Genomic DNA, 22,291 nt, shown 5'->3' on the forward strand with positions numbered 1-22,291 from the left:
TTCGTACCGTACTCGGTGCGACGGTCAGTCCTTGATGTCGCAGATGACGGCGCCGGAGGTGACCGAGGCGCCGACCTCGGCGCTCAGGCCCTTGACGGTGCCGGAGCGGTGCGCGTTGAGGGGCTGCTCCATCTTCATGGCCTCGAGGACGACGATCAGGTCGCCCTCCTTGACCTCCTGGCCCTCCTCGACCGCGATCTTCACGATCGTGCCCTGCATCGGGGAGGCGAGGGTGTCGCCCGAGGCGGCCGGGCCGGACTTCTTCGCCGCGCGCCGCTTCGGCTTCGCACCCGCCGCGAGGCCGGTACGGGCCAGGGTCATGCCGAGGCTGGACGGGAGGGAGACCTCAAGACGCTTGCCGCCGACCTCGACCACGATCGTCTCGCGGCCCGACTCGTCCTCGTCGGCGTCCGCGCCGGCCGGGGCGAAGGGCTTGATCTCGTTGACGAACTCCGTCTCGATCCACCGGGTGTGGACCCGGAACGGGTCGGCGGTGAAGTCGGGGTCGACGACGACGGCCTGGTGGAAGGGGATGGCCGTGGCCATGCCCTCGACCTTGAACTCCGCCAGCGCCCGCGCGGCACGCTGGAGGGCCTGCTCACGGGTCGCGCCGGTCACGATCAGCTTGGCCAGGAGCGAGTCCCACGCCGGGCCGATCACCGAGCCGGACTCCACGCCCGCGTCCAGCCGGACACCGGGCCCGGACGGCGGGTCGAAGAGGGTGACGGTGCCGGGCGCGGGCAGGAAGCCACGGCCCGGGTCCTCGCCGTTGATACGGAACTCGAAAGAGTGACCCCGCACCTCCGGGTCGCCGTACCCGAGCTCCTCACCGTCCGCGATCCGGAACATCTCCCGCACCAGGTCGAGACCCGTGACCTCCTCGGTCACCGGGTGCTCGACCTGGAGGCGCGTGTTGACCTCCAGGAAGGAGATCGTGCCGTCGGTGCCCACGAGGAACTCGACCGTGCCGGCGCCGACGTAGCCGGCCTCCTTCAGGATCGCCTTGGACGCCGCGTACAGCTCGGCGTTCTGCTCGGGGGTGAGGAACGGCGCGGGGGCCTCCTCCACCAGCTTCTGGTGGCGGCGCTGCAGCGAGCAGTCACGCGTCGAGACGACGACCACGTTGCCGTGGGTGTCGGCCAGGCACTGCGTCTCCACGTGGCGGGGCTTGTCGAGGTAGCGCTCGACGAAGCACTCGCCCCGGCCGAAGGCGGCGACCGCCTCACGGACGGCCGAGTCGTACAGCTCCGGGACCTCCTCCAGCGTGCGGGCGACCTTGAGGCCACGCCCGCCACCGCCGAACGCGGCCTTGATCGCGATCGGAAGACCGTGCTCCTCCGCGAACGCCACGACCTCGTCCGCGCCCGACACCGGGTCCGGCGTTCCGGCGACCAGCGGGGCGCCTGCGCGCTGCGCGATGTGACGCGCCGCCACCTTGTCGCCCAGGTCACGGATCGCCTGCGGCGGCGGGCCGATCCACGTCAGGCCCGCGTCCAGGACGGCCTGCGCGAACTCGGCGTTCTCCGACAGGAACCCGTACCCCGGGTGCACCGCGTCCGCACCGGAGTCCTTCGCCGCCTGGAGCACCTTCGCCATGTCCAGGTAACTGGTCGCCGGAGTGTCACCGCCCAGAGCGAAGGCCTCGTCGGCGGCCCGGACATGCACGGCGTCCCGGTCCGGCTCGGCGTACACGGCCACGCTGCCGATACCCGCGTCCCGGCACGCCCGGGCCACACGGACAGCGATTTCGCCACGGTTGGCGATGAGCACCTTGCGCACGATGGCTCCCTCCTTGAAACAAGCTGAGTTTAGGGACTGCCGACACGGCCTTTCGACCCGTCCCCAGTGGTGAGCTTGCCCACACGGAGCGTGACCCCGGGCCCGCTCGGGTCGTGAATTCCCTTGTCGCACCACGGTACGCAGGGTTCCTTTACGGCACAGTAGCTCCGGGGTGTGGCGCAGGTCTCTGTTCGTGCGGCCAGTCGCCATTCGGGTTTCTTTGTGGGGTCCCTACGAAGGGGTCGACGATTCTTTGCCGCGCCGTCCGCCGTCGCCCGCCCTGTCCGGACTCTTGTCCGAGGGTTTACCGGCCAGTAGCCTTCGCGCTGTCGATCGTACTGTCGGTAACAGGCGAATGCAGGGGGTGGCCGAGGTGGTCCGCAGACCGATAGCTCTCGTGACGGCGGCGGTGCTGCTCCTCGAAGCACCCGGGATCATCGTCATCAACGCCGTGATGGCCCGGTTCGTGAAGGCCCAGTCGATGTCCCTCGACGGCATGGACCCCGACGCGATGTACACCGGCACGTGGGCGCTCGGCATCGCGTCCGGGATCGCCCTCGCCCTCTGCGCCCTCGTCGCCTTCCTCGCGGGCATCCGCGACCGCCGGCCCGGCCGGGCGGCCCGGGGCCTGCTCATCGGCTGCGCCGTCGTGCACGGCGTCCTCGCCGCGGTGGCGGTGGGACTGCTCGGCTGGGCGGCGTTCACCTTCCTGGTGGTCGTCCTCGGCCTGGTGGTGCTCACCCTCGTGGCGTACGGCGAGGGGTACGACAAGGCCGCCGAGCCCCTCGGAGAGGCCCCGGCGGCCGCGTGACGCCCGGTCAGGGCAACCTCGGGGCCCGGCGGTAGGCGGGTCGCGCGGGTCGCCGTGGACCGCGTCCGGGTGTCTCAGGTGTCTCAGGCCCAGAGGTCGGTGATCCGCACGTCCAGCTTCGCGAGGAGCCGGCGCAGCAGCGGCAGCGACAGGCCGATCACATTGCCCGGGTCCCCGTCGATGCCGTCGATGAACGGCGCCGAGCGTCCGTCCAGGGTGAACGCGCCCGCCACGTGCAGCGGTTCGCCGCTCGCCACGTACGCGGCGATCTCCTCGTCCGTCGGCTCGCCGAAGCGGACCACGGTGGAGGCCGTCGCCGACTCGAAGCGCTTGGCGGCCGTGTCGTACACGCAGTGACCGGTCTGGAGGACGCCGACCCGGCCCCGCATCGCCTTCCAGCGGGCCGTGGCCTCCTCGGCGTCGGCCGGCTTGCCGAGGGCCTGCCCGTCGAGTTCGAGGACCGAGTCGCAGCCGATGACCAGGGCGCCGAACACCTCGGGCCGCGCGGCCACATGGGCGGCCTTCGCCTCCGCGAGGGTGAGCGCGAGCTCGGCCGGGGTCGGGGCGTGCACCTTGTCCTCGTCGACCCCGCTCACGATCACCTCGGGGGCGAGACCGGCCTGCCGGAGCAGTCCCAGGCGGGCGGGGGAGGCGGAGGCGAGCACGACACGGCGCGGATCAGCAGTCATGGGGGCAGCGTAGCCAGTGGGCGCGTCAGCGCGCGCTGACCACGAACATGGCCACCACCATCGCGAGCGCAAGCAGCACGCCCGCGCGGCGGAGCATCGCCTGCATGTCGCGCATGAACTTCGGCGGCTGGTTCTTCGGGTCGGACCACAGCATGCCTCCGATCCTGCGGCCGGGACGGGCGGGGCGCCTGAGTACGGGTACTCAGGCGCCCCCGTACCGGAGGACTATTCGCGGAGGCTACGGGCGGAGGAACACCCCGTCCCGTGCCGCCGCGAGCGCCGCCGACACCGCCCGTTCCACCACGGCCGCGGTGAGCTCCTCGCGGGTGACGGTGAAGCGGTAGTAGAGCGGGGCGGAGACGGCGCGGAGCAGCTCGACCGGGTCCGTCCCCGCGGGGATCTCGCCGCGCGCCCCGCCCCTGGCGACGACGGGGGCCCATTCGGCGAGCCGGGTGCGGTAGAAGTCGGCGAGCGCGCGGGCGCACTCCTCGTCGCAGGCGCCCGCGGCGATGACCGCGCGGAAGACGGCGCCCATCCGGGCGTCGGTGAGGGTGTCCCGGACGAGTTCGGCGTTGGCCCGCAGGTCGCCCGCGAGGCTGCCGGTGTCGGCCGCCGGCAGGGACTGGTCGGCCATGTCGCGCAGGAGGTCGGTGACCAGGCCGACGGGGGAGCCCCAGCGGCGGTACACGGTGGTCTTGCCGACGCCGGCGCCCGCCGCGATCCGGTCCATGTTCAGGGCGTGGAAGCCGCTCTCCGCAAGGGCGTCCCGGGTGGCGTCCAGGACGGCCCTGCGGACCTTCGCGGTACGGCCGCCGGGGCGCAGCGTGCCGGGCGAGGCCGGCTGGCTCTCGGGCAAACGGGTCTCCTGTTCCATTAACGCCATCGACTCTGCTACGGTACGGGACATCTTAACGGAACCAGTCTCCCATTAAGGGGCTCAGTCATGGTCGCCCTGGATCTCCCCAAGCCGACGGAACACGTCGACACCCGCATGACCGGCCGGATGCGACTCGTCCTCGTCGTCCTCCTCCTCGCCCAGTTCATGCTGGCCGTGGACTTCTCGATCCTGAACGTCGCCCTGCCCGTCATCGGCGAGGGACTCGGCTTCACCCTCGGCGGCCTCCAGTGGATCGCCACCTCCTTCGCCCTCGCCGCCGCCGGCTTCACCCTCCTCTTCGGGCGCGTCGCCGACCTCGTCGGACGCCGCCGCCTCTTCCTCGGCGGCATGGCACTCCTCGGCGTGTCCTCCCTCGTCGGCGGCCTCGCCACCGGCCCCGAGATGCTGATGGCCGCCCGCGTCGCCCAGGGCCTGGCCACCGCCGCCGTCACCCCCGCAGGCCTCTCCCTGCTCACCGCCTCCTTCCCCGAGGGCCCCCTGCGCGCCCGCGCGCTCGGCCTCAACGGCGCCCTGATGTCCGCCGGCTTCACCACCGGCGCGATCCTCGGCGGCGTCCTCACCGACCTGCTCTCCTGGCGCTGGGCCTTCCTCGTCAACGTGCCGGTGGTCCTCGCCGTCCTCCTCGTCGCCCCCGTCGTCCTGAAGGAGAGCCGCCCGGCCGTCCGGCCCCGCCTCGACGTCCCCGGCGCGATCACCGTCACCGCCGGACTCCTCGCCCTCGTCTACGGACTGACCACCGAGCCCCTGGCCCTCGTCGTCGGCGTCGCCCTGCTCGTCGCCTTCTGGTTCGTGGAGCGGCGGTCCGCCTCACCCCTCGTGCCCGTACGGATCCTCACCCGCCGCACCGTCGTCTGGGGCAACGTCGCCGGGCTCGTCGCCTTCGTGACCGAGACGTCGCTGGTCTTCCTGATGACGCTCTACCTCCAGGACGTCCTGGGCTTCTCCCCGCTCGCCGCCGGACTCTCCTTCGGCGTCCTCGGCGCCGGCACGGTCCTCGGCGGGGTGCTCGCCTCCCGCTTCATCGGCCGCTACGGCGCCCGCACCGCGCTCGTCGTCGGCGGGCTCCTCCAGGCCGCCGCGACCCTCGCCCTGTACGGACTGGGCGACGACCGGGGCAGCCTCTGGCTGCTGCTCGCCGCCACCTTCGCGGGAGGCGTCGGCAACATGCTCGCCATCGTCGGCTTCATGGTCACCGCCACCTCCGGCATCCCCGACCACGACCAGGGCACGGCGACCGGCCTCGCGACCATGACCCAGCAGATCGGCATCACCATGGGCACCCCGATCATGAGCGCCGTGGTCGTCACCACGCCCGTGCTGCTCGACGGCATCGGCCTCGCGGTCCTCGTCAACGCCGCGATCGTCGCCGTCGGAGCCGTCCTGTCCGGTCTCCTCCTGCGCCGTACGTGACGGACGACCGCGGCACGCGAGAGGCCGGACCCCCCGCACACGGGGCCCGGCCTCCCACGCTCCGACGAGCGACTGCTACACGGGCCAGTAGGACCTGGCCCAGGCCCGCGGGCCCGGCCGGTGCCGCACCGCGCGCGCGATCCGGGACGGGTCCGACCACCCCTCCGGCACCGCGGGGCCGCCGCTGCCGGCGGACGCCGCCGCCGTCGCCGCGGCCCGCGCCTGGACCACCGCCAGTGCGGCGGCCAGCTCCTCGGGGGTCGGATTTCCTCGTACGACCTTGATCACAACGACTCCTTCGAGGTCCTGGAGCGGTTAGAGCGGGATGTTGCCGTGCTTCTTCGGAGGCAGGGAGGCCCGCTTCGTCCGCAGCTGACGCAGGCCCTTCACGATCTGCGGGCGCGTGTCCGACGGCATGACCACACCGTCGATGTAGCCGCGCTCGGCCGCCGTGTACGGGTTGAGCAGGGTGTCCTCGTACTCGCGGATCAGCCGCGCCCGCTCCGACTCCTGGTCCTCCGCCTCCGCGATGGTGCGCCGGTGCAGGATGTTCACCGCGCCCTGCGCCCCCATGACCGCGATCTGCGCCGTCGGCCACGCCAGGTTCAGGTCCGCGCCCAGGTGCTTGGAGCCCATGACGTCGTACGCGCCGCCGAAGGCCTTCCGGGTGATGACGGTGATCAGCGGGACCGTGGCCTCGGCGTACGCGTAGATCAGCTTCGCGCCGCGCCGGATGATGCCGCCGTACTCCTGGTCCACGCCCGGCAGGAACCCCGGCACGTCGACGAAGGTCAGCACCGGGATGTTGAAGGCGTCGCAGGTGCGGACGAACCGCGCGGCCTTCTCGGACGCGTCGATGTCCAGGCAGCCCGCGAACTGCATCGGCTGGTTCGCGACCACGCCGACGGGGAAGCCCTCGACCCGGCCGAAGCCGGTCAGGATGTTCGGCGCGAACAGCGACTGCGTCTCCAGGAACTCCCCGTCGTCCAGGACATGCTCGATGACCCGGTGCATGTCGTACGGCTGGTTCGCCGAGTCGGGGATCAGCGTGTCCAGCTCGCGGTCCTCGTCACTCACCTCGGTGTCCGCCACCTCCGGGAACGTCGGCGGCTCGGAGAGGTTGTTCGACGGCAGGTAGGACAGCAGGGACTTCACGTACTCGATGGCGTCCTTCTCGTCCCCCGCCATGTGGTGCGCCACGCCCGAGGTCGCGTTGTGCGTCCGGGCGCCGCCCAGCTCCTCGAAGCCCACGTCCTCGCCGGTCACCGTCTTGATGACGTCCGGCCCTGTGATGAACATGTGCGAGGTCTGGTCCACCATCACCGTGAAGTCGGTGATCGCGGGCGAGTACACCGCGCCGCCCGCGCACGGGCCGACGACCAGGGAGATCTGCGGGATCACGCCCGAGGCGTGGGTGTTGCGGCGGAAGATCTCGCCGTACATGCCGAGCGCGCTCACCCCCTCCTGGATGCGGGCGCCGCCGGAGTCGTTGATGCCGATGACCGGGCAGCCCGTCTTCAGCGCGAAGTCCATCACCTTGATGATCTTCTGGCCGTACGTCTCGCCGAGCGCGCCGCCGAAGACCGTGAAGTCCTGCGAGAACACCGCCACCGGACGCCCGTCGACCGTGCCGTAGCCGGTGACGACACCGTCTCCGTACGGCCGGTTCCTCTCCAGGCCGAAGTTGGTCGACCGGTGCCTGGCCAGCTCGTCCAGCTCGACGAACGACCCCTCGTCGAGCAGCAGCGCGATCCGTTCGCGCGCGGTCAGCTTGCCCTTCGCGTGCTGCTTCTCCACCGCACGCTCCGAGCCGGCATGGGTGGCCTCGTCGATACGGCGCCTGAGGTCCGCGATCTTGCCTGCGGTCGTGTGAATGTCGATCTCGTACTGCTCTGCCGGCTCGGACATCGGGATGCGGCTCCCTGCCTGGTCACGGGGGGTTCGTTGACTACGAATGGGCTACTGCTCAGCTACTGAGGCGTAGCGTATCCACGCCGATACGGTTCGGCACTGCGGTCTTTGCCACACCTAGTCTGGCTTGCATGACGTCCTCCCAAGGCTCCGGCGGACCCTGGTCCGACCTCGACCGGCCCCCGCTGAACACCGCCGCCCTGCGCCGCGCCCTCGTCCTCCCCGACGGCCTGTGGACCTCGCTCGACGTGGTCACGACCACCGGATCCACCAACAGCGACCTCGCCGCCCGCGCCGACGAGCTGCCCGGCGGCACGGTCCTCGTCGCCGAGGAGCAGACCTCGGGCCGCGGCCGCCTCGACCGCAGCTGGACCGCGCCCGCCCGCTCCGGCCTCTTCCTCTCCGTCCTCCTCAAGCCGGACGTGCCCGCCCACCGCTGGGGCTGGCTGCCGCTGCTCACCGGAGTGGCCGCCGCGACCGGCCTCGCGAAGGCGGCCGGTGTCGACATGTCGCTCAAGTGGCCCAACGACCTCCTTGTTTCCGTCGCGGGCGAGGAACGCAAGACCGGCGGCATCCTCGCCGAACGGGCCGGCGCGGACGCCGTCGTCATCGGCCTCGGCCTCAACGTCACCCTCCGCGAGGACGAACTGCCCGTCCCCGGCGCCGGCTCCCTCCTCCTCGCCGATGCCGTCTCCACCGACCGCGACACCCTCCTGCGGGCCGTCCTGCGCTCCTTCGAGCAGTGGTACGGCGACTGGGTACGGGCCGACGGGGACCCCGACGCCTCCGGCCTCCAGGCGGCCTACGCGGCCGGCTGCGCGACCCTCGGCCGCCGGGTCAGGGCCGACCTGCCCGGCGAGCGCATGCTGGAAGGCGAGGCGGTCGCCCTGGACGGCGACGGCCGCCTGGTGGTCGCCACGGAGGGCGGCGGCACGGAAGCGGTGGGAGCGGGCGACATCGTCCACCTGCGGAGCTGACCGGGGTGTGCGGGCCCCCGGTCCGTCCACCGGGAGGCCCGCACCAGCGGGCCCGGGAACCACGGCCGCGGACCGTCGGCGCGTGAGCCAGCCCACACCTGCCGTATCGTGGACCGCGATCCAGGGCGACAGATCGGCAGGGCAAGTGGGCAGGGAACGGGCAGGAGGCGGCCGGTGACCGTCGACGACGAGAACTCGGGCGGCGCGCCCGAGCCTCCCACGTACCCCACCCCCCATCACGAGGTCGACCACACGGCCGAGCCGACCGACGACCCCCTCGCCATCCGCCTCGAACAGCTCATCCTCGGCGCCGACCGCCGCTACACGCCGTTCCAGGCCGCCCGCACCGCCGGCGTCTCCATGGAGCTCGCCTCCCGCTTCTGGCGCGCCATGGGCTTCGCCGACATCGGGCAGGCCAAGGCGCTCACCGAGGCCGACGTCCTCGCGCTGCGGCGGCTCGCCGGTCTCGTCGAGGCCGGGCTGCTCAGCGAGCCGATGGCCGTGCAGGTCGCCCGTTCCACCGGGCAGACCACCGCCCGGCTCGCCGAGTGGCAGATCGACTCCTTCCTGGAGGGCCTCACCGAGCCGCCCGAGCCCGGGATGACCCGTACGGAGGTCACGTACCCCCTGGTCGAGCTGCTCCTCCCCGAGCTGGAGGAGTTCCTGATCTACGTCTGGCGGCGGCAGCTCGCCGCCGCCACCGGCCGGGTCGTGCAGGCGGCCGACGACGAGGAGATGGTCGACCGACGGCTCGCGGTGGGCTTCGCGGACCTCGTCGGCTTCACCCGGCTCACCCGGCGCCTGGAGGAGGAGGAGCTCGGCGAACTCGTCGAGGCCTTCGAGACGACCTGCGCCGACCTCGTCGCCGCCCACGGCGGCCGGCTCATCAAGACCCTCGGCGACGAGGTGCTGTACGCGGCGGACGACGCCGGCACGGCCGCCGAGATCGCGCTGCGCCTGATCGAGACCCTCAGCCACGACGAGACGATGCCCGCCCTGCGCGTCGGCATCGCCTTCGGCACCGTGACGACCCGCATGGGCGATGTCTTCGGCACCACCGTGAACCTGGCGAGCCGCCTCACCTCGATAGCGCCGAAGGACGCCGTCCTCGTCGACGGCGCGCTCGCGGAGGAGCTGTCGAGGACGGGCGAGGCGCCCGTCTCGGAGGCGGAGGCCGCGGAGCAGGCGGCCCGCGCGGAGAAGGAGGGCCGCAAGCCCGCCTCGTACCGCTTCGCGCTCCAGCCGATGTGGCAGCGCCCGGTCCGTGGTCTCGGCGTCGTCGAACCCTGGCTCCTTACCCGCCGCCCGACCTAGGATCTCCGTCAACACCTGTTAACAGCCGTTAACGGGGGTCCTCGGGTCGGGAGGGTGTGCGGTCATGTCCGAGCAGCGCTTCGGTGAGTTCGTGGTGGTCCGGAAGGACGGGGGTGACGGGCACGTCGCCGAACTGGTCCTCGACCGGCCCAAGGCGATGAACGCCGTCTCCTCCGAGATGGCCCGCTCCCTCGGCGCCGCCTGCGACGCGCTCGCCGCCGACCCCTCGGTCCGCGTCACCGTGCTCACCTCCTCGAACGACCGCGCCTTCTGCGTCGGCGCCGACCTCAAGGAGCGCAACTCCTTCACCGACGCCGAGCTGGTCCGCCAGCGGCCGACCGCCCGCGCCGCCTACACCGGCGTCCTGGAGCTTCCGATGCCGACCGTGGCCGCCGTGCACGGCTTCGCCCTCGGCGGCGGCTTCGAGCTGGCCCTCGCCTGCGACGTGATCGTGGCGGACGCGACCGCCGTCGTCGGCCTCCCCGAGGTCTCCGTGGGCGTCATCCCCGGCGGCGGCGGTACGCAGCTGCTCCCGCGCCGGGTGGGTGCGGCGCGCGCCGCCGAGCTGGTCTTCACGGCCCGTCGGGTGGAGGCGGCGGAGGCCCGTGCGCTCGGCCTCGTCGACCTCCTGGAGGAGGACGCCCGGACGGCGGCCCTGGAGCTCGCGGGACGGATCGCCGCGAACTCGCCGGTCGGCCTGCGCGCGGCGAAGAAGGCGATGCGGCTCGGTCAGGGCCTCGACCTGCGGGCAGGCCTCGAGGTCGAGGACGCGGCCTGGCGCTCGGTGGCGTTCTCGGGAGACCGGGCGGAGGGCGTGGCGGCCTTCAACGAGAAGCGGAAGCCGAACTGGCCGGGCGAATAACTTCTACCATTTTGCACTAAATATCACGGACAGTGACGTCTGGAAAGTGAAATCGCTACAAACCTCCCTAAGCTTGGGGGATGGGTGAGGACGGGCGGCTGCGAGCCGTAGTGGCGCTGGCGCAGGCGATGGCGGCGGCGCACACTCCACGCGAGTTCTGGCGGGCGGCGGCGCTCGGGGCCGTGCACGGCCTCGACGGGAACTTCGCCGCCCTGTCGGTCTGGCAGCGGGACCACGGCCGCCTCAAGGTCCTGGTGAACGCGGGGGAGCGGGCCGTGGGGGAGGAGGAGTTCCCGGACTCGGAGACGTATCCGGTGCACCAGTTCCCCGAGATCACCGAGTTCCTGCACGAGCGGTGGGCGGGCGGCGGCGAGCCGGACGCCTGGGTGGAGACGGCCCGCGACCCGGTGCCGACGGGCCGGGTGACGGGCCTGCGCCGGCGGGGGCGCGGCTGCTGCGTGGTCGCGCCGATCGTGCTGCACGGGCGGGCGTGGGGCGAGCTGTACGTGGCCCGCCCGCCGGAGGCGAAACCTTTCACCCGCGCGGACGCCGACTTCGCGACCGTGCTCTCGGCGGTCGTCGCGGCGGGTGTCGCCCAGGCCGAGCGCCTGGAGGAGGTGCGCAAACTCGCCTTCACCGATCCCCTCACCGGCCTCGCCAACCGACGGGCCGTCGACACCCGCCTGGACGAGGCCATCGAGCGCTACCGGGTGGACGGCTCCGTCGTCAGCCTGATGGTGTGCGACCTCAACGGCCTCAAGCGCGTCAACGACACCCACGGTCACGCCGTCGGGGACCGGCTCCTGGAACGCTTCGGCTCCGTCCTCTCCCGGTGCGGCGCCATACTCCCCGGCGCGCTCGCCGCCCGCCTGGGCGGTGACGAGTTCTGCCTCCTGACGGTCGGCCCGACGGCGGACGAGGTGGTCGCGGTCGCCGAGGAGCTCTGCGTACGGGCGGCGGAACTGGAACTGGGCGAGGGCGTGGCCTGCGGGGTGGCGTCCACCGGCGACCCCATCGGCCCCCTCAGGTCCGCCCGCCGCCTCTTCCGGCTCGCCGACGCGGCCCAGTACCAGGCCAAGGCGGCCCGCTCGACGAAGCCGGTGGTGGCGGGCCGCGACGGCACGGTGGTCCGCCTCGCGGACGCCCCTCCGGGAGCCCGGGACCGCCGCCGCTTCCGAGACGCACCGCCGGTGCCGGAACCGCCCCTGCCGGACGCACCCCGGTCGGACCCGCCCCAGCCGGAAGCGTCCCCGTCGAAACCGCCCCCGGCGGAAGCGTCCCCGTCGGAACCGCCCCCGGCGTCCGCACCCCTGCCGGAACCCCCGTCGGAGGCCCCGCCCCAAGCGCCCTGAGAGGCTGCCGGGCCGATGGCGTCGCGCCGGGCTTGCGGCCGCGTACCTTGTGGGCGTGGACATACCCGTCGTGTTCCGCTGGGCGCTGCTCGCCCTGGCCGTCCTCCAGCTCCTCTCCCTCGTCCGCGTCCTCCGCAGGCTGCGCCGAGCGGGACCCGGGCGGCGCGGCGAGCCGGTCTGGGACCTCCTCGATTCCGCGAGCGGCCTCGTGGTCGTCGCGGGTCTCACGCTCGCCGACTTCACGGTCGTGCTCGCCGGTCTCGCCCTCATGGGCGTGGCCGTCACCGTGCGCGGAACGCGGGCGTTCCGCGCCCACGCCGCCGCTCGCCGGTCGGCGGGCGCGTAAGGGTCCGCCGGCCTTCGGGGGCGTGACGAAGTCAGCTAGTGACAGGTCGGTCTTCAATCCGTAGGGTGCTGAATATGGATATGCAGACAGTCGTCCTCGGCACGTCCGGCACGACCCCGCAGGACGTCATCGACGTCGCCCGTCACGGCGCCCGCGTCGAGCTGTCGACCGAGGCCGTGCAGGCGCTGGCCACCGCCCGGGACGTCATCGACGCGCTCGCCGCCAAGCCCGAGCCCGTCTACGGGGTCTCCACCGGCTTCGGTGCGCTCGCCACCCGGCACATCGGCCACGAGCTCCGCGCCCAGCTCCAGCGCAACATCGTCCGCTCGCACGCCGCCGGCATGGGCCCGCGCGTCGAGCGCGAGGTCGTGCGCGCCCTGATGTTCCTGCGGCTGAAGACCCTCGCGTCCGGGCGCACCGGCGTCCGCCCCCAGGTCGCGCAGACCATGGCCGACGTCCTCAACGCCGGCATCACCCCGGTCGTGCACGAGTACGGCTCCCTCGGCTGCTCCGGCGACCTCGCCCCGCTCTCCCACTGCGCCCTCGCCCTGATGGGGGAGGGGGACGCGGAGGGGCCCGACGGTGTGCTGAGGCCCGCCGGCGAGCTGCTCGCCGCCCACGGCATCGCGCCCGTCGAGCTCAAGGAGAAGGAAGGCCTCGCCCTCCTCAACGGCACCGACGGCATGCTCGGCATGCTGATCATGGCCCTCGCCGACCTCGACACCCTCTACAAGTCGGCCGACATCACCGCCGCGCTCTCCCTCGAAGCCCTCCTCGGCACCGAGAAGGTCCTCGAACCCGAGCTGCACGCCATCCGCCCCCACCCCGGCCAGGCCGCGTCCGCCGCCAACATGCTGGCCGTGCTCAAGGGCTCGGGCCTCACCGGTCACGCCCAGGCCGGCGAGGCGCCCCGCGTCCAGGACGCCTACTCGGTGCGCTGCGCCCCGCAGGTCGCCGGCGCGGGCCGCGACACCCTGGCCCACGCCCGGCTCGTCGCCGAGCGGGAACTCGCGGCCGCCGTCGACAACCCGGTGGTCCTGACGGACGGCCAGGTCCGCTCCAACGGCAACTTCCACGGCGCCCCCGTCGCGTACGTCCTCGACTTCCTCGCGATCGCCGCCGCTGACCTCGGCTCCATCGCCGAGCGCCGCACCGACCGGCTCCTCGACAAGAACCGCTCGCACGGCCTGCCGCCGTTCCTCGCCGAGGACGCCGGCGTCGACTCGGGCCTGATGATCGCCCAGTACACGCAGGCCGCCCTCGTCAGCGAGATGAAGCGGCTCGCCGTCCCGGCCTCCGCCGACTCCATCCCGTCCTCCGCGATGCAGGAGGATCACGTCTCCATGGGCTGGTCCGCCGCCCGCAAGCTGCGCACCGCGATCGGCAACCTCAACCGGATCATCGCCGTCGAGCTGTACGCCGCCACCCGGGGCGTCGAACTCCGCGAGGGCCTGAGCCCCGCCCCCGCCTCGCGGGCCGCCATCGCCGCCCTGCGCGCGGCCGGTGTGGAGGGCCCCGGCCCCGACCGGTTCCTCGCCCCCGACCTGGCCGCCGCCGACACCTTCGTACGGGAGGGCCGGCTGGTCGCCGCGGTGGAGCCGGTCACCGGTCCGCTGGCCTGACACCGAACCCCACGCGCGCTGCCCCGCGCGCGTGGGGTTTTCAGGAGGCCCGGCCCCGGCGCCTCATCGCGAGTGCCACGAAGCCCGCGCCGACCCCAAGGAAGCCCGTCCCGCCCAGCAGGTACGGGACGGTGTCCCTGCCGCCGGTCTCCGCGAGGTGCCCGCCGCCCGACGAGGACTCGTCGAGGGTCACCCCGACGCGTACCCCGCCGGGGTCGTCGGTGGCGTTCGCGGACGGTACGAACCACAGGGCGCACAGCAGCGTCCCCGCGGCGGTCGCGGTCAGCAGTGGGCGTCGGGCGGCGGACACGGAAATTTCGATCCCCCTTGCGGAAACCGCGAATTGGTCGGTGCGGTGATGCTAATGAACACAGCGGGTCGCGGGAAAGCCGAGGGCCCGCGGCCCCTACGCTCCTGATCATGAGTACTTCTGAGACAGCACGCTATGTACGCCTTCGTGTCGATGTGGTTCTGGAGATCGACGGTCCCGCCGAGCTGGCCGAGGCCGCCGTGGGCCGGATCGACGCCGACGAGTTCATGCCGGAGGAGGAGCGGGTGCACGCCCGCACCGCCGCCCGCGAGGACAGTGCCGAGGCCCTCGCCTATCTCGTCGAGCCCTTCGACCTGATCCGCGACGTCCCCGGCATCGAGATGGTCCAGGCCTCCTGGAGCAGCGAGGAGGTCGAGTACGACCCCGACGCACTGGAGTGGGACCTCGGCGAGGAGGATGAGGAAGACGGGGAAGACGGGGCGGAGGAGGACGACGACGCCCGGTCGTAAGGGCGAGGCTCCTCGGCCATGAGGCCGGGAAGTGCCTGTTCGGAGGCCTCGGGGCAACGTCCCGGGGCCTCTCGTCCGTCCTCGGGAACCGAACGCACCGAAAGTGCGTGTCGATCAGTGGCGTTCCCCACATCCCGTCCGGTTGCGGAACCGGACGGGGTGTCATGGGTATTCGGATAAGTGTTGGCAGGGAATCGGCGACGATGGAGAAGCGTGTGATGAAGGACGGCAAGCGTCGCAGGAGTCTGGCGGTCGCGGCCGCGGTGCTCGGCGGCGTCATGGTGCTCTCGGCGTGCAGCGACGGCGACAAGGGCGGCAGCGCTTCCGGATCGTCCGCGACCCCACAGTCACAGGCCCAGGTCGACGAGGCGGCGGAGGCCGCCAAGTCGTCCAAGGCGCAGATCACCATCGCGCCCAAGAGCGGCACGCAGAACGTGTCCATCAACAACGACGCCAAGGTCACCGTCGCCGACGGCAAGCTCACCGAGGTCACCATGACCTCCGCCGAAGGCACCGCCGTCAAGGGCGAGATAGCGGCCGACGGTCTCAGCTGGAAGCCGAGCGAGCAGCTGGAGCGGGCCACGGTCTACAAGATCACTGCCACCGCCGAGGACGCGGACGGTCTGGAGGCCCACGAGAACTCCTCGTTCACCACCGTCTCCAAGGCCAACAGCTTCATCGGCAACTTCACGCCGGAGGACGGCTCGACCGTCGGCGTCGGCATGCCGGTCTCGATCAACTTCAACAAGGCGATCACCGACAAGAAGGCCGTCCAGAGCGGCATCACCGTCACGTCCAGCACCGGCCAGGAGGTCGTCGGACACTGGTTCGGCACCCAGCGCCTCGACTTCCGGCCCGACGACTACTGGACCGAGGGCTCGACCGTCACCCTCAAGCTCGCCCTCGACGGCGTCGAGGGCGCCGACGGTGTCTTCGGCGTCCAGCAGAAGACCGTCACCTTCAAGATCGGCCGCAACCAGGTCTCGACCGTCGACGTCGCCACCAAGACCATGACGGTCACCCAGGACGGCAAGACGATCAAGACCATCCCGATCTCCGCCGGCTCCCCGGAGAACCCGACGTACAACGGTCAGATGGTGATCTCCGAGAAGTTCAAGGAGACCCGGATGAACGGCGCCACCGTCGGCTTCACGGACGACGACGGCAAGGGCGAGTACGACATCAAGGACGTGCCGCACGCCATGCGCCTGTCCACCTCGGGCACGTTCATCCACGGCAACTACTGGGGCCCGGACTCGATCTTCGGCTCCGCCAACACCAGCCACGGCTGCGTGGGCCTCAACGACGTCAAGGGCGCCGGCGACCCGAACCAGCAGGCCGCCTGGCTCTACGACCACTCGCTCGTCGGTGACGTCGTGATCGTCAAGAACTCCAAGGACAAGACGATCTCCCCCAGCAACGGCCTCAACGGCTGGAACATGAGCTGGGCGGAGTGGAAGGCCGGCTCGGCGGTCTGACAGCCGGACACAGGTACGGAGAAAGGCCCCCTTCCGCACTCGGGAGGGGGCCTTGTCCATGCCCCGTCGGGAGGGGGGGCCTTCCTTTGCCCCGTCGAGAGGGGCCTTGCCCCAGTCCTACTTCCCTACGTCCACCGTCTCGTCCACACCCCACTGCGCAAGCAGCCGCAGCGCGTCCGCCGACGCCGTGCCCGGCTCCGCGTGATACGTCACGAGCACCAGGTCCGGGTCGTCGCCCGCCACCTTCAGCGACTCGTACGACAGCGTCAGCTCACCAACCAGCGGGTGCCGCAGCCGCTTCGTGCCGTGCCCCTTGTCGGTCACCGTGTGCGCCGCCCACAGCGAGCGGAATTCTTCGCTCCGCACGGACAGCTCGCCCACCAGCGCGAGCAGCAGCGGATCGTCCGGGTAGCAGCCCGCGTACAGCCGCAGCACGCTCACGACCTCGACCGCCTTGCACTCCCAGTCGACGTACAGATCACGCGCGTTCGGGTCCAGGAAGATCATCCGGGGCATGTTGCGCTCGGCCGGCTCCCACGCGGCGAAGTCGCCGATCAGCGCCCGTGCCATCCGGTTCCACGCCAGGATGTCGAGGCGGCGTCCCAGGACGAAGGCGGGCACCCCGTCCATCGAGTCGAGGAGCTGCGTCAGCGACGCCCGGACCCGCTGGGGGCGGGCGATCGCCGCCCGCTGCCGCTTCTTCACCGTCGGCTTCGCCAGATGCGTCAGATGCGCCCGCTCGGTGTCGCTCAGCCGCAGCGCCCGCGCGATGGCGTCGAGCACCTCCATGGACACGTTCCGCCCGTGGCCCTGTTCGAGCCGGGTGTAGTACGCCGCCGACACCCCCGCAAGCTGCGCCAACTCCTCACGGCGCAGTCCCGGCACCCGCCGGTGCCGTCCGTACTCGGGCAGCCCGACGTCCTGCGGCTTCAGCCGGGCCCGCCGGGAGCGCAGGAATTCGCTGAGTTCCGCACTGGGGTCCATACGACCCCATTATCGCCGCCCGACCCCGCCGCCGGACGTACGTTCCTGACCCTGCCAGTGGTAGGCACACCGGTCGTAGGCAGAACAGGGGGCTGGGCGGAACCGTAGTCCTCGGGCACCGTGGACGGCATGACCACGAACGTGACCACCGTCCCCGCCTACGCCGCACCCGCCGCCAACGCCCCCCTGGAGCGCACCACCGTGCCGCGCCGGGCCGTCGGCGAGCACGACGTCCTCATCGACATCCAGTACGCCGGCATCTGCCACTCCGACATCCACCAGGCGCGCGACGGCTGGGGCGAGGGCATCTTCCCGATGGTCCCCGGTCACGAGATCGCCGGAATCGTCGCCGAGGTCGGCCCCGGGGTCACCCGGCACAAGGTCGGCGACCGGGTCGGCGTCGGCTGCTTCGTCGACTCCTGCCGCACCTGCGCGTACTGCCTGCAGGGTCTGGAGCAGTTCTGCACCCGGGGCATGACCGGCACGTACAACGCCCTCGACAAGAACGGCGAGCCCACCTACGGCGGCTACTCCCGCCAGATCGTCGTCGACGAGAACTACACCCTCCGCATCCCCGAGGGCATCGCACTCGACGAGGCAGCGCCGCTGCTCTGCGCCGGAATCACCCTCTACTCGCCGCTCGCCCACTGGAAGGCGGGCCCCGGCAAGAAGGTCGCGATCGTCGGCCTCGGCGGCCTCGGCCACATGGGCGTCAAGATCGCCCACGCGCTCGGCGCGGAGGTGACCGTACTCAGCCAGTCGCTGCGGAAGCAGGAGGACGGCCTGAAGCTCGGCGCCGACCACTTCCACGCGACGAGCGACCCGAAGACCTTCACCGAACTGGCCGGCACCTTCGACCTGCTGATCTCCACGGTCTCCGCGCCGCTGGACTTCGACGCCTACCTGAGCCTGGTCAAGCCGGACGGCGCCCTGGTGAACGTCGGCGCCCCCGAGGAGCCCGTCGCGCTCAACCTCTTCTCCCTCATCGGCGGCCGCAAGACCCTCGCGGGCTCCATGATCGGCGGCATCGCCGAGACGCAGGAGATGCTCGACTTCTGCGCGGAGCACGGCCTCGGCGCAGAGATCGAGGTCATCTCCGCCGACCGGATCAACGAGGCCTACGAGCGGGTCGTCGCGAGCGACGTCCGCTACCGGTTCGTGATCGACGCGTCGACGATCTGACGCCTCCGGGGGCCATCGGGCCGGGAACAGGCGGCCGGGGCATGACCTCCGGGGTAATCGACCCCGGACGCCATGCCCCGGCACCCTTGCGTCATGACCGCTTACGCCATCGGAAACCTGCACCCGAAGCCCGTCCTGGACGACGAGGTCCTCACGTACATGGAGCGCGTCCAGGGGACCCTCGACCCCTTCGGCGGCCGCTTCCTCGTGCACGGCGGCCCCGACCGCGAGGTCCGCGAGGGCACCTGGCCCGGCGCCCTCGTGATCATCGGATTCCCGACGTACGAGAACGCCCGCGCCTGGTACGACTCCGAGCCCTACCGGGCCCTGATCCCCCTCCGCGCCCGCCACATGGCCGGCGACATCCTCCTGATCGACGGCGTCCCCGAGGGCTACGACCCGGCGTCGACCGCGGCGGCGCTGCGCGGCGCCGCCGCGTCGGACCGGACGGCCTGACCGCCCGGGTGGTCCTACTCGGCCCTGGCCACGCCGATCGGGCACGAGACGCCCGTCCCGCCGATGCCGCAGTAGCCGCCGGGGTTCTTGTCGAGGTACTGCTGGTGGTACGGCTCCGCCGGGTAGAAGGGGCGGCTCTCGTCGGCGGGCAGGATCTCGGTGGTGATCGTGCCGTAGCCGGAGCCCGTCAGGACCTTCTGGTAGGCCTCGCGGGACGCCTCGGCGGCCGCCGCCTGGGCGTCGGAGTGGGTGTGGATCGCCGAGCGGTACTGGGTGCCCACGTCGTTGCCCTGGCGGAAGCCCTGGGTCGGGTCGTGCGACTCCCAGAACAGCTTCAGGAGACTCTCGTACGAGATCTTCGACGGGTCGAACACGACGCGGACGGCCTCGGTGTGACCGGTCAGGCCCGAGCACACCTCCTCGTACGCGGGGTTCAGCGTGTGGCCGCCCTGGTAGCCGACGAGGGTCGTCCAGACGCCGTCGACCTGCCAGAACGTGCGCTCGGCGCCCCAGAAGCAGCCCATGGCGAAGTCGGCGACCTCCAGACCCTCCGGGTACGGGCCGAGGAGCGGGTTGCCCAGGACGGTGTGGCGGTCGGGCACGACGAACTCGGGCTCGGAGCGGCCGCGCAGGGCCTGCTCGGGGGTGGGGAGGACGGGGGTGCGGGACAGGAACATGCTGCATCTCTCCTCGACGGTCGGCAGTCGGCACAACAAGGAACCGGGGGTAATCCTTCCCCCGGCCCGCTCCCCGCGGACGTCAGCGCGGCAGCGTCGCCGGGCTCCCGCCGTTCGCCTCGTACCCGGCCACCGCCAGGTTCCGGAAGACCGTGAACTCCGCCGCCGGGTCCCCGCTGAACGTCCACGGCACCGCACCCACGTGCCCGTCGACCTTCACCAGCTGGTGCATGGCCTCCGCCCAGCGTTCCGCCCGCACCAGGAACCAGACCAGCAGATGACGGACGTGCGCCAGCATCGGGTCGTCCGCGCGGGCCGAGTGGACCGCGTACAGCGCGCCGTCCATCGCCTTCGACACCACCGCCGTACGGAAGAAGTCCTGCACCAGCACGACGTCCGGCACGTGCTCGTACACCGCGAACAGCGGCAGCGCCGCGAGCAGCGAGCCGCGCGGGGCCCGCGCCGCCGCCGTCGTCGCGAAGTGGTCGGCCTCCTCGCGCGAACCGTGCCACTTCTCGCACCAGTAGTGCAGGGCCGCCAGATGCGCCCCCATGTGCTGCGGCGCCCGGTCGATGACCTGCGCCCACACCTGGTCGAACTGCTCGTGGCCGTAGCCGAGCCCGCGCGCCACGGCCAGCTGCGTGATGTACGGGACGGGGTCGCCAGGAGCGAGCAGCGCCGCCTCCTCGGTGACCTTCCGCGCCTCCTCCAGGATGATCCGGAAGTCGTCGGTCCCGGCGGCCGAGGACCGCCACGCCTGCTGCACCAGGAACTCCGCGTGCACCGCCGCGCCGCCCGCGTCCTTCGGCGCCTCCGCCCGCCAGGACCGCAGCCACGCCCCGCCCACGCCCGGCCGCTCCTGCAGCTCCAGGGACGCGGCGCCCGCGAAGGCCTGGACACGCTGCCAGCGCACCTCGCCGTCCTTGCCGGTGGCGGCGAGCAGCCGCGACGCCGGCCCCCAGTCCTGGGTGGCCTGGACGACGTCGAGCACGTGCAGCAGCTCGTCGTCCGCGCCCGGCAGGCGCACGTCCTGGTCCTCCTGCCGCACGAACCCGTACGCCTCCGGGTCGGCCGCGTCCGGCGACCCCGGCGCCGCCAACCGGATCCCGCCACCGCGGCGGCGCAGCAGATAGGGACCGAGGACGCCGAACAGCAGCCCCAGCGCGATCAGGAACCAGAGAATCTCCATGTGTCCATTGTCCAGGACACCGAATGAGACGATCGCGGCGGCCGGGGGTGCGCGGCACTACGCTCGTGACCATGAGCGACCAGCACTCCCACCAGAGCTTCGAGACCCGCGCGATCCACGCGGGCAACACCGCCGACCCGCTGACCGGCGCGGTCGTCCCGCCCATCTACCAGGTGTCCACCTACAAGCAGGACGGCGTGGGCGGGCTGCGCGGCGGTTACGAGTACAGCCGCAGCGCCAACCCCACCCGTACCGCCCTGGAGGAGAACCTGGCGGCCCTCGAGGGCGGCCGGCGCGGGCTCGCCTTCGCCTCCGGTCTGGCCGCCGAGGACTGCCTGCTGCGCGCGCTCCTCGCGCCCGGTGACCACGTGGTCATCCCGAACGACGCCTACGGCGGCACGTTCCGGCTCTTCGCCAAGGTCGTGCAGCGCTGGGGCGTGGACTTCTCGGTGGCGAACACCTCCGACGTCGACTCGGTGCGGGACGCCGTCAACGACCGTACGAAGCTGATCTGGGTCGAGACCCCGTCGAACCCGCTCCTCGGCATCACCGACATCGAGGCCGTCGCGGGCGTCGCCCGCCAGGCCGGCGTGAAGCTCGTCGTCGACAACACCTTCGCCTCGCCCTACCTGCAGCAGCCGCTCGCGCTCGGCGCCGACGTCGTCGTGCACTCGCTCACCAAGTACATGGGCGGCCACTCGGACGTCGTCGGCGGCGCCCTGGTCACGGCCGACGAGACGCTCGGCGAGGAACTCGCGTACCACCAGAACGCGATGGGCGCGGTCGCCGGCCCCTTCGACTCCTGGATCGTGCTGCGCGGCATCAAGACGCTCGCGGTCCGCATGGACCGGCACAGCGAGAACGCCACCCGGATCGCCGAGATGCTCACCCAGCACCCCGAGGTCACCCGGGTGCTCTACCCGGGCCTCCCGGAGCACCCGGGGCACGAGGTCGCCGCCAAGCAGATGCGGTCCTTCGGCGGCATGATCTCGTTCCGCGTGCGGGGCGGCGAGGAGGCGGCCGTCGAGGTCTGCAACCGCGCGCAGCTCTTCACCCTCGGCGAGTCCCTCGGCGGCGTGGAGTCCCTCATCGAGCACCCCGGCCGGATGACCCACGCGTCCGTCGCGGGCTCCGCCCTCGAAGTGCCGGCCGACCTCGTCCGCCTCTCCGTGGGCATCGAGAACGTCGACGACCTGCTCGCCGACCTGCGCCAGGCGCTGGGCTAGGACCTCCCGTCCGGACCTGGCCGGGCTCGCGGGCCCCGGCACGGCCTGATCCGAACGGAAGACCCGGTACGTACGCGGGGCCCGGCACCCGCACCTGCGGGGTCGGGCCCTCCGGGTCGTTCAGGTCCCGGGCAGCGGGTCCTTCAGGAACTCCCGGACCTCCTCGCGGAACTCGGGCGTGTCCGTGTGCTCGTGCACGGACACCGCGTGCTCGACGGCCGCGCGGAGGACTTCCTCCTCCTCGCCCGAGATGTACAGCGAGCAGCCGGAGACGCTCGGGGCGTCCCGGCAGTCGGATGCTTTCCTGGCCATGTCGACCTCCAGACGACCCCTTCCTCCAGGTTAGGC

At 72.0% G+C, this 22,291-nt stretch carries 24 protein-coding genes; 13 read left to right on the forward strand and 11 right to left on the reverse strand.

Annotated elements, in window-relative coordinates:
- Nucleotides 1-24 precede the first annotated feature (24 nt).
- Entirely contained in the window at nt 25-1,779 is a 1,755-nt protein-coding gene (locus tag ABZ567_RS07390; protein ID WP_360785616.1) for a biotin carboxylase N-terminal domain-containing protein, read from the reverse strand.
- A 373-nt stretch (nt 1,780-2,152) separates the two neighbouring features.
- Here ABZ567_RS07390 and ABZ567_RS07395 point away from each other — a divergent pair, with 373 nt between their 5' ends.
- Nucleotides 2,153-2,590 carry a hypothetical protein gene (locus ABZ567_RS07395; RefSeq protein WP_360785618.1) on the forward strand — a complete coding sequence of 146 codons (438 nt, stop codon included), beginning with the start codon at nt 2,153-2,155 and terminating at the stop codon, nt 2,588-2,590.
- An 83-nt stretch (nt 2,591-2,673) separates the two neighbouring features.
- On the opposite strand, the gene ABZ567_RS07400 is transcribed toward ABZ567_RS07395, so the two are convergent.
- The 3 genes from ABZ567_RS07400 to ABZ567_RS07410 all read right to left on the reverse strand — a co-directional run bounded on the left by ABZ567_RS07400 (nt 2,674) and on the right by ABZ567_RS07410 (nt 4,153).
- Nucleotides 2,674-3,279 (reverse strand): nucleoside triphosphate pyrophosphatase, encoded by a 606-nt coding sequence (locus ABZ567_RS07400; protein WP_360785620.1) that lies wholly within the window; start codon nt 3,277-3,279, stop codon nt 2,674-2,676.
- 25 nt (nt 3,280-3,304) lie between these two features.
- Nucleotides 3,305-3,433, reverse strand: coding sequence for a hypothetical protein (locus ABZ567_RS07405; RefSeq protein WP_268257194.1), 129 nt, complete (start codon nt 3,431-3,433; stop codon nt 3,305-3,307).
- 84 nt (nt 3,434-3,517) lie between these two features.
- Nucleotides 3,518-4,153 (reverse strand): TetR/AcrR family transcriptional regulator, encoded by a 636-nt coding sequence (locus ABZ567_RS07410; protein ID WP_360785622.1) that lies wholly within the window; start codon nt 4,151-4,153, stop codon nt 3,518-3,520.
- 69 nt (nt 4,154-4,222) lie between these two features.
- Here ABZ567_RS07410 and ABZ567_RS07415 point away from each other — a divergent pair, with 69 nt between their 5' ends.
- On the forward strand, nt 4,223-5,587 hold the full coding sequence (locus ABZ567_RS07415; protein WP_360785624.1) for an MFS transporter: 1,365 nt from the start codon (nt 4,223-4,225) through the stop codon (nt 5,585-5,587).
- Nucleotides 5,588-5,662: 75 nt separating this feature from the next.
- Here the strand turns inward: ABZ567_RS07415 and ABZ567_RS07420 are convergent, their stop codons facing one another.
- Nucleotides 5,663-5,875: an acyl-CoA carboxylase epsilon subunit gene (locus ABZ567_RS07420; RefSeq protein ID WP_360785626.1), complete on the reverse strand. Its 213-nt coding sequence runs from the start codon at nt 5,873-5,875 to the stop codon at nt 5,663-5,665.
- Between the two features lie 27 nt (nt 5,876-5,902).
- The gene (locus tag ABZ567_RS07425) at nt 5,903-7,495 is read right to left on the reverse strand and encodes an acyl-CoA carboxylase subunit beta (RefSeq protein WP_360785628.1); all 1,593 of its coding nucleotides are present in this window, start codon (nt 7,493-7,495) and stop codon (nt 5,903-5,905) included.
- A 134-nt stretch (nt 7,496-7,629) separates the two neighbouring features.
- Between ABZ567_RS07425 and ABZ567_RS07430 the strand changes: the two genes are divergently transcribed.
- The 6 genes from ABZ567_RS07430 to hutH all read left to right on the forward strand — a co-directional run bounded on the left by ABZ567_RS07430 (nt 7,630) and on the right by hutH (nt 13,971).
- Entirely contained in the window at nt 7,630-8,475 is an 846-nt protein-coding gene (locus ABZ567_RS07430; protein ID WP_360785630.1) for a biotin--[acetyl-CoA-carboxylase] ligase, read from the forward strand.
- Nucleotides 8,476-8,649: 174 nt separating this feature from the next.
- Nucleotides 8,650-9,789: an adenylate/guanylate cyclase domain-containing protein gene (locus ABZ567_RS07435; protein ID WP_360785632.1), complete on the forward strand. Its 1,140-nt coding sequence runs from the start codon at nt 8,650-8,652 to the stop codon at nt 9,787-9,789.
- A gap of 64 nt (nt 9,790-9,853) precedes the next feature.
- On the forward strand, nt 9,854-10,651 hold the full coding sequence (locus tag ABZ567_RS07440) for an enoyl-CoA hydratase-related protein (protein ID WP_360785634.1): 798 nt from the start codon (nt 9,854-9,856) through the stop codon (nt 10,649-10,651).
- Nucleotides 10,652-10,731: 80 nt separating this feature from the next.
- On the forward strand, nt 10,732-12,003 hold the full coding sequence (locus ABZ567_RS07445; protein WP_360785636.1) for a sensor domain-containing diguanylate cyclase: 1,272 nt from the start codon (nt 10,732-10,734) through the stop codon (nt 12,001-12,003).
- 55 nt (nt 12,004-12,058) lie between these two features.
- Nucleotides 12,059-12,349 carry a hypothetical protein gene (locus tag ABZ567_RS07450; RefSeq protein WP_360785638.1) on the forward strand — a complete coding sequence of 97 codons (291 nt, stop codon included), beginning with the start codon at nt 12,059-12,061 and terminating at the stop codon, nt 12,347-12,349.
- An 80-nt stretch (nt 12,350-12,429) separates the two neighbouring features.
- On the forward strand, nt 12,430-13,971 hold the full coding sequence (gene hutH, locus ABZ567_RS07455) for a histidine ammonia-lyase (protein WP_360786503.1): 1,542 nt from the start codon (nt 12,430-12,432) through the stop codon (nt 13,969-13,971).
- Nucleotides 13,972-14,011: 40 nt separating this feature from the next.
- Here hutH and ABZ567_RS07460 read toward each other — a convergent pair whose 3' ends face one another.
- Complete coding sequence (locus tag ABZ567_RS07460) at nt 14,012-14,281, reverse strand: hypothetical protein (protein ID WP_360785639.1); 270 nt, start codon at nt 14,279-14,281, stop codon at nt 14,012-14,014.
- Nucleotides 14,282-14,391: 110 nt separating this feature from the next.
- Here ABZ567_RS07460 and ABZ567_RS07465 point away from each other — a divergent pair, with 110 nt between their 5' ends.
- Together ABZ567_RS07465 and ABZ567_RS07470 are read left to right on the forward strand one after the other, a co-directional pair.
- Entirely contained in the window at nt 14,392-14,751 is a 360-nt protein-coding gene (locus ABZ567_RS07465) for a hypothetical protein (protein WP_360785641.1), read from the forward strand.
- 203 nt (nt 14,752-14,954) lie between these two features.
- Nucleotides 14,955-16,229, forward strand: a complete 1,275-nt coding sequence (locus ABZ567_RS07470; protein ID WP_360785642.1) for an Ig-like domain-containing protein — start codon at nt 14,955-14,957, stop codon at nt 16,227-16,229.
- 117 nt (nt 16,230-16,346) lie between these two features.
- Here ABZ567_RS07470 and ABZ567_RS07475 read toward each other — a convergent pair whose 3' ends face one another.
- Nucleotides 16,347-17,213 carry a helix-turn-helix transcriptional regulator gene (locus ABZ567_RS07475; protein WP_360785644.1) on the reverse strand — a complete coding sequence of 289 codons (867 nt, stop codon included), beginning with the start codon at nt 17,211-17,213 and terminating at the stop codon, nt 16,347-16,349.
- A 129-nt stretch (nt 17,214-17,342) separates the two neighbouring features.
- Here ABZ567_RS07475 and ABZ567_RS07480 point away from each other — a divergent pair, with 129 nt between their 5' ends.
- Nucleotides 17,343-18,395, forward strand: coding sequence for an NAD(P)-dependent alcohol dehydrogenase (locus ABZ567_RS07480; RefSeq protein WP_360785645.1), 1,053 nt, complete (start codon nt 17,343-17,345; stop codon nt 18,393-18,395).
- A 93-nt stretch (nt 18,396-18,488) separates the two neighbouring features.
- Nucleotides 18,489-18,851, forward strand: coding sequence for a DUF1330 domain-containing protein (locus ABZ567_RS07485; RefSeq protein ID WP_360785647.1), 363 nt, complete (start codon nt 18,489-18,491; stop codon nt 18,849-18,851).
- 14 nt (nt 18,852-18,865) lie between these two features.
- Here ABZ567_RS07485 and msrA read toward each other — a convergent pair whose 3' ends face one another.
- Together msrA and ABZ567_RS07495 are read right to left on the reverse strand one after the other, a co-directional pair.
- Nucleotides 18,866-19,528 carry a peptide-methionine (S)-S-oxide reductase MsrA gene (msrA, locus tag ABZ567_RS07490; RefSeq protein ID WP_360785649.1) on the reverse strand — a complete coding sequence of 221 codons (663 nt, stop codon included), beginning with the start codon at nt 19,526-19,528 and terminating at the stop codon, nt 18,866-18,868.
- Nucleotides 19,529-19,610: 82 nt separating this feature from the next.
- Complete coding sequence (locus ABZ567_RS07495; protein ID WP_360785650.1) at nt 19,611-20,717, reverse strand: hypothetical protein; 1,107 nt, start codon at nt 20,715-20,717, stop codon at nt 19,611-19,613.
- Nucleotides 20,718-20,788: 71 nt separating this feature from the next.
- Between ABZ567_RS07495 and ABZ567_RS07500 the strand changes: the two genes are divergently transcribed.
- The gene (locus ABZ567_RS07500) at nt 20,789-21,943 is read left to right on the forward strand and encodes a cystathionine gamma-synthase (protein ID WP_360785652.1); all 1,155 of its coding nucleotides are present in this window, start codon (nt 20,789-20,791) and stop codon (nt 21,941-21,943) included.
- Nucleotides 21,944-22,063: 120 nt separating this feature from the next.
- Here the strand turns inward: ABZ567_RS07500 and ABZ567_RS07505 are convergent, their stop codons facing one another.
- Nucleotides 22,064-22,255 carry a DUF1059 domain-containing protein gene (locus tag ABZ567_RS07505; protein WP_360785654.1) on the reverse strand — a complete coding sequence of 64 codons (192 nt, stop codon included), beginning with the start codon at nt 22,253-22,255 and terminating at the stop codon, nt 22,064-22,066.
- Nucleotides 22,256-22,291: the final 36 nt, after the last annotated feature.

The sequence above is a fragment of the Streptomyces sp. NPDC016459 genome, assembly GCF_040632845.1.
Taxonomy (GTDB): Bacteria; Actinomycetota; Actinomycetes; order Streptomycetales; family Streptomycetaceae; genus Streptomyces.